Source organism: Stutzerimonas stutzeri, assembly GCF_000935215.1.
GTDB lineage: Bacteria > Pseudomonadota > Gammaproteobacteria > Pseudomonadales > Pseudomonadaceae > Stutzerimonas.
Window position 1 is genome coordinate 20,782 of the sequence record NZ_JXXD01000062.1, and the last position, 6,540, is coordinate 27,321.

5 protein-coding genes are annotated in these 6,540 nt (G+C 65.8%); 2 read left to right on the forward strand and 3 right to left on the reverse strand.

Features of this window, described 5'->3' with window-relative positions; genetic code table 11:
- Positions 1 to 104: 104 nt before the first annotated feature.
- On the reverse strand, positions 105 to 863 hold the full coding sequence (locus LO50_RS08260) for a substrate-binding periplasmic protein (RefSeq protein WP_044314676.1): 759 nt from the start codon (positions 861 to 863) through the stop codon (positions 105 to 107).
- Between the two features lie 481 nt (positions 864 to 1,344).
- Here LO50_RS08260 and LO50_RS08265 point away from each other — a divergent pair, with 481 nt between their 5' ends.
- Positions 1,345 to 3,318, forward strand: coding sequence for an AAA family ATPase (locus tag LO50_RS08265; protein ID WP_044314677.1), 1,974 nt, complete (start codon positions 1,345 to 1,347; stop codon positions 3,316 to 3,318).
- Between the two features lie 44 nt (positions 3,319 to 3,362).
- On the opposite strand, the gene LO50_RS08270 is transcribed toward LO50_RS08265, so the two are convergent.
- The gene (locus LO50_RS08270; protein ID WP_044314678.1) at positions 3,363 to 4,439 is read right to left on the reverse strand and encodes a GlxA family transcriptional regulator; all 1,077 of its coding nucleotides are present in this window, start codon (positions 4,437 to 4,439) and stop codon (positions 3,363 to 3,365) included.
- Between the two features lie 111 nt (positions 4,440 to 4,550).
- Between LO50_RS08270 and LO50_RS08275 the strand changes: the two genes are divergently transcribed.
- Positions 4,551 to 5,828, forward strand: a complete 1,278-nt coding sequence (locus LO50_RS08275) for a tetratricopeptide repeat protein (protein WP_044314679.1) — start codon at positions 4,551 to 4,553, stop codon at positions 5,826 to 5,828.
- A gap of 37 nt (positions 5,829 to 5,865) precedes the next feature.
- On the opposite strand, the gene LO50_RS08280 is transcribed toward LO50_RS08275, so the two are convergent.
- Positions 5,866 to 6,483, reverse strand: a complete 618-nt coding sequence (locus LO50_RS08280) for a TPM domain-containing protein (protein WP_044314680.1) — start codon at positions 6,481 to 6,483, stop codon at positions 5,866 to 5,868.
- Positions 6,484 to 6,540 lie beyond the last annotated feature (57 nt).

Sequence of the window (6,540 nt, forward strand, 5' to 3'; positions counted from 1 at the left end):
CCTCACCGGCACGCCTCATTCATGCTTGGTAGTGATTCGATCCGATTGCAGGTAGAACTTGCCGAAGGGGTCGATCACCCGTCCCCCGGTAGCGTGAAACGCCTTCAGTTCACGTAACGCTGCGCCGCCTGCTGCAGCAGCCCTTCCTGCTTCATCTGGTCGAGGGTGCGCTGCAGCTTCTCGACGACTGCATCCGGCGTTTCCTTGTTCAGCGCCAGATAGAGGTCGACACGGCTCAGGGTCAGCGCCACGGCCAGCGGGCCGACGCCGGCCTGCTTCGCCTCGTATTCGCCGGAGGGGTTGGTGGTCGCCCACAGATCGAACTGACCGGCCTTCAGCTTGGCCGGGGTGTCGATCAGCGAACTCTGCACCTCGATGCCACGGTTGATCAGGTACTGACTGCCCACGCTGCCATCCTTCGAGCCGATTCGATACTGCTTGGCAACATCCAGGCTGGAGACCTGAATCTGGCTCTCCGGAGTCTTGAGCAGCACGATCTGGATCTCGCTGAGCGGACCGACCCACTTGTACTTGGGCTCGCGCTCGGGGGTACGGCTGAGGGAGAACACAGCGAAGCCCGGGGTCTTCTCGGCCAGCTGCTGCAGGCGGCTCCACGGGAAACGCAGCGTCATCGCATAGGGCACGCCCGCGCGCTTGAACAGAGCGGCCACCACCTCGGCATCAATGCCGCTGATCGCACCCTCCTTGGCGAAATTCTTGCCATCGTCGGCCATGCTGAACGGCGGGAAATTCTGCGTGAGCAGGTTGATGGTTTCCCCGTCGGCGCTGGCCGAGGCGATTGGCAGGAGGCTAATCAGCGCGCCCAGAAAAGCGCAGCGAAGATACTTCTTGTTGGTCGGCATGTTGAAGTCTCGGGTCGATCGGACGTTGTTTTTTCCGCACCGGCATCGGTTCCGGGCGGCTGTCGGCAGGTTCTTATTGCGCCCGGTTCGGGACAAGCGACCGCGCGGCGATGAACCCTAACAGGGCCTTGCGGGACAATCTCTGCGCCGGATCACTTACGTGAGATGCCGTGCTCCGCCAGTCCCGCCGGGCGTCGCGGCACGTCATCCGACGCACACTTTCGTTCCCCGCGCAGCCGGTCATTCGTCGAAAACCTGCTCTCCGTTCGTCGCGTAGCCGCCCCCATGGTGGCACTTGCCGTATTCTCGCCGGCTATCGGAGTCTGCCGATCCGAGACACAGTCGGGCATATAAATCGCATCCAACACATCCGAACTGTGGCGCGCCATGCAAATGGCGCCGCGGGGTTTCCCGCGAACAACTGTGGTCCGCCTCCTGGCGGTGGTTTGTCGAAACGTCGGGTTTCCCGATTGGATGTGAAATGAAAACACCCCGTCTGCTACAAGGTCGCCGCGGCCCTGTACTTCTTATTTTCCTGCTCCTGCTGATCGCCGCCAGCGTCGCCTATTGGCAGTTGCGCCCCAGCGCCCCGTCGACGCCAGCCACTGGCGCGGCGGCGAGCATGCTCGAAGCCTTGCAGGACTCCACCGAGCCCTGGCAGGCCAATCGCCGCGATATCTCGGTGCTGATGAACGATCTGCGTGGCGCCAGCATTGCCAGCGCCGCATTGGGTAAGGATGCGGTCTACGTCAGCTTGCACGAGGGCCTGCTCTACTGGGTGCCGGACCAGTCCGGACGCGTCGCGAGACTGCTGCTCGAGCAGTACGCGCAGAGCAGCGGCGAGCTGTTCCCGTTGGCGATGTTCCAGACCGACGCGGAAAAGCCGTTTTACAAGATCCTTCTGCCCTACTCACCGATCGCCCTGCTGCTGATTGGCGCGGCGGTGTTCTTCGCCATGAAGACCCGGAGCTTTGAAGTCCAGCGCAAGGGCAGCGGCGTGACCTTCGCTGATGTCATCGGCGCCGCCGAGGCCAAGCAGGCGCTCAGCGACGTCACCGCCTACCTGCGCGACCCCGCCGCCTACGCCCGTCTTGGCGCCCGCCCGCCAAAGGGCGTGCTGCTGACCGGCGAGCCCGGCACCGGCAAGACCCAGCTGGCCAAGGCGCTTGCGAGTGAATCGAATGCCAGCTTCATCCAGGTCACCGGCAGCGACTTCTCCTCGATGTATTTCGGCGTTGGCATCCAGAAGGTCAAGGCGCTGTTCCGCACCGCCCGCAAGCAGGCGCCGTGCATCATCTTCATCGACGAAATCGACGGCATCGGCAAGCGCGCCGAGCAGACACGTTCCAGCGATGCCGAAAGCAACCGCATCATCAACCAGTTCCTCGCCGAGATGGACGGCTTCGATGGCGCCGCCGGCGTGCTGGTGCTGGGCGCCACCAACTTCCCCAACTCGCTCGATCCGGCGCTGGTACGTGAAGGCCGCTTCGACCGCTCGATCGCCGTCGGCCTGCCCGGCCTCGATGACCGCGAAGCGCTGTTCCGCCTGTACGCCGGCAAGATCACTGCCGCGGCGGGTCTGGATTTCCCGCAACTGGCGCGCAACACGGTCGGCCTGACGCCGGCCGCGATCGCCTACATCGTCAACCACGCCGCGCTGCTGGCAGCGCGCGGCGGGGCAAATCAGGTCGAAATGGCCCACTTCGTCGATGCCGTGGAAACCTGCCGCATCGGCGAACAACCCTCCGGCGTGACGCCGATGTCGCCGACCGATCGCAAGCGCATTGCCGTGCACGAGGCTGGCCACGCGCTGGTAGCGGCGGCACTGAAGGTCGGCCGCGTGGAAAAGGTCACCATCCTGCCGCGGGGTCAGGCGCTGGGTGTGACCCTGGTAACGCCGGTGGAAGACAAGCGCCTGCACATGTATTCCGAACTGCGCAATCGCATCCAGATGCTGCTGGCCGGGCGCGGCGCCGAGCAGCTGTATTTCCACGAGGTGTCGTCCGGCGCCGGGCAGGATCTGCAGGAAGCCTCGAAGATCGCCCTTTCCATGGTCGGCGCCCTCGGCATGGGCCCGCGCGGCTCGCTGTTGAGCCTGCAGGCCGTGCGTGACGCGCATCTGGACAGCGATCCGCGCGAAGCGCTGGAAGCGGCCGATGAGCTGCTGCAGCAGCTCAATCAGGAATGCCTGGCCCTGCTGCAGCGGTTGAAACCGGCGCTCGACCACATCACCGAACGCCTGCTCGCGGTGGAAACCGTGCCTGGAGAAGAGGTGCTGGCGGCCATCGAACGGTTGCCCGTGCACCATCACGAAGCCAGTGTCAGCTCGATCATCGGCCATGCGCTGAACAGCATCGACCGCGTCGCGGCCAGTGCCATGGACAGCACCGACAGCTTCGAACTGTCGCCGGTGGTATCGAGCGAGCCGGAAGACGACGGCCCGACCCGGCTCTGAGCCGGAGGGGGTAACGATACCGGCGGATGGCACATCCGCTGGGATCAGTGCACGGCCGGCGCCACCTGCTGCAGCGTGGCGATGCCGTCCAGGCGCCGCGACAACACGCCGAAACGTCGCCGGTATTGCGTCGGCGTGAGGCCGACCTTGCGCCGGAACAGTCGACCGAAGAAGCCGGCGTCCTGATAGCCGACCTCCCAGGCGATCGCTTCAACCGACAGCTCTCCGCTTTCCAGCAGTTGCTTGGCTTCCTCCAGCCGCAGGGTATGGATGTAATCCAGCGGCGTCAGTCCCGTGGCCAGGGCGAAGCGGCGCTGGAAGGTCCGCTCCGGCAGGCCGCTGATGCGCACCATGGCGCTCACCGGCGCCTCTTCCTCGTAATGCTGCGCGGCCCATTCCTGACAACGCGCGATCACCGGATCAGCCAGCTGGCCGGTGCGCATCATCGCGGCGTAGGCCAGCGGGCTGGTCGCGTCCCAATCGAACAGGTTCAGCCGCGCCACCTCCATCGCCTCCCGCGCACCGACGAAACGGGCGATGAGAAACAGTCCCAGCGCATGCCAGCTGCTGCCACTGCCGGACATCACCAGGCGCTGGCCGACGCCGGTGCCGACCAATGCCTTGTCCGGATGCCAGTGCACGTCCGGGTACTCGCGGCGCAGGCAATCGCAGTAGCCCCAGTGCGAAGTCCCTTCGCAGCCGGCCAGCAGCCCGGTACGCGCCAGCAGCATGGCTCCTGAGCAGGCCGCCGCCAGCGTCGCGCCGGCCGCGTAGCGCTCGCACAGCCATTGCGCCTCGGGCGCGTAGCGATCATCGAGCGGCTCCCAGGGGCTGACCGCCAGGTTGCTGACGATCACCACGTCGGTAGGCGGTGCGTCGTCCAGACTGGCATGAGGGTGGACCGGGATATCGTTGTAGACCCGCAGCGAGTGTCCGTCGCGGCTGACGATCAGCGGCAGGAAAGGCGACGCCACGTCGGCGCGGTGCAGCAGTTGCTGCCAGTCGCGACGGGCACCCAGCAGCAGATCGTAGAGGCCGAACAGCGTCGAGGCCGTACTGTCCGGCGTCGCCAGCAGGGCGACGGTCAGCGGCGGGCGTTCGGCGATCTCTGAGCGGGCCATGGCGGAAATAGCCGGTTTGTTTCCAGGATGACTGGGGTCCAACGTAAGCCAAACCCCGAGTATGGGCGCGTTGGCCGATGCCAACGAACCGGACTCATGGAGCATAGAACAATGAAAGACGCACACGGGTACCAACTGACCGGCTGCAATAGCGAGGCGCAGGCCCTGCTCGATCAGGCGCTCGCGCAGTTCCGCTGCCTGCACGCCGAATCGCTGGCGACCACCGAGGCCACACTGCAGGCCTCGCCGGAACTGGTCATGGGCCATGTCCTGCACGCCTGGCTCTACCTGCTCGGCACCGAGGCGGCCGCCCTGCCGGTGGCCCGCGCCTCGTACGAGCGAGCCCTGGAGCTGCCGCACAATGACCGCGAGGCCCGCCACCTGCAGGCGCTGCGGCAACTGCTGGATGGCCGCTGGCACGCCGCCGGACGCGTGCTGGAGGACCTCAGCATCGACTACCCCCACGACATGCTGGCGCTGCAGGCCGGACAGCAGATCGACTTTTTCACCGGCGATGCGCGCATGCTGCGCGACCGCATTGCCCGTGTGCTGCCGGACTGGTCACTGGAGCTGCCTGGCTATCATGCGTTGCTCGGCCTGTACGCGTTCGGGCTGGAAGAATGCGGCGACTATCGGCTCGCCGAGCGCTATGGCCGTGAAGCAATCGCCCTGCAACCCGCCGACGCCTGGGCACAGCACGCGGTCGCCCACGTTCTGGAAATGCAGGGACGGCGCGAGGAAGGCATCGCCTGGATGCGCGGCAATCCGGGCTGGCAGCAGGACAGTATGCTGGCGGTGCACAATTGGTGGCACCTGGCGTTGCACCACATCGAGCTCGACGATTGCGGCGCGGCCCTGGACCTGTTCGACGGCCCGGTGAATGGCCATCAGAGCCCCCTGGCGCTGGAGCTGATCGACGCCAGCGCACTGCTCTGGCGGCTGCAACTGCGTGGCGTGGATGTCGGCGACCGCTGGACTGGCGTGGCCGAGCGCTGGGCCGCGATGGCGGCGGACGGCAACTATGCGTTCAACGACTTTCACGCCGCCATGGCCTTCGCCTGCGCCGGCCGCGGCGACCTGCTGGGCCTGCTGCGCGCAGCCCAGCAACGGGCCTGCGCGCGGGACGATGACAATGCGCGCTTCACCACCCAGATCGGCGCCCCAGGCGTCGAGGCAGTAGTCGCCTTCGTCGAAGGCGACAACACGCGGTGTGTGGAGCGGCTGCGCTCGATCCGCAATCAGGCGCAGCGTTTCGGCGGCAGTCATGCACAACGCGACCTGGTCGACCAGACACTGATCGCCGCGGCCGAGCGCGACGGTCAGCAGCGCCTTGCGCGCGCCCTGCAGCGCGAGCGACAGCTACTTGCCGAACAACGGCGCATGCAGTGAAAGGATGGCGCCCACGGGCGCCATCGCTGCTGGAAAGTTAAGGCAACCCCACCAGCCGGTTCGGCAGTTCGTTGCGTTCGTGGGTCTTCGGCACATGCTGCGCCAACAGCGCTCCACTGGCCTCGATGCAGCCAAGAAAGCCTTCGAGCACCTGGCCCTGCTTTACCCGATCGGTGAAGCAGGCGACGACAGACTCCCATGCGGCATTGTCGATACGGCTGGAGATGCCGCGGTCGACCAGAATCTCCACGTAGCGCTCTGCTTCGGAGACGAAGATCAACACGCCGGTGTCGCCTTCGGTGTGATGCAGATTGAGTTCGATGAACTGACGCCGCGCCAGGTTGCAGGCGCGCCAGTTGCGCACCGAACGCGGGATTAGATGGCTGGTCAGCGCCGGCATGCGGAACAGCACCGCGAGCACGATAAAGGTCGCCCACTGCACCAACAGCAGCTGCCATGCGTCAAGCCAGCCACTGAAGAACAGCAGCGCTCCGGGTAGCAGCAGCGCGATCAGGCCGGCCCATAGCAGCGGGATGTAGTGGTAGTCGTCGGCCTGCGCGGCCAGCACCGTGACCAGCTCGGCATCGGTGCTGCGCTCGACGCGCTCGATCGCCTCGGCTACCTGTTGCAGTTCGCTTTCGCTCAGTAAGGTCATCGTCTATCCATCATTGATTTACCAGCCGCCGGAAGCGCCACCGCCGCCGAAACCGCC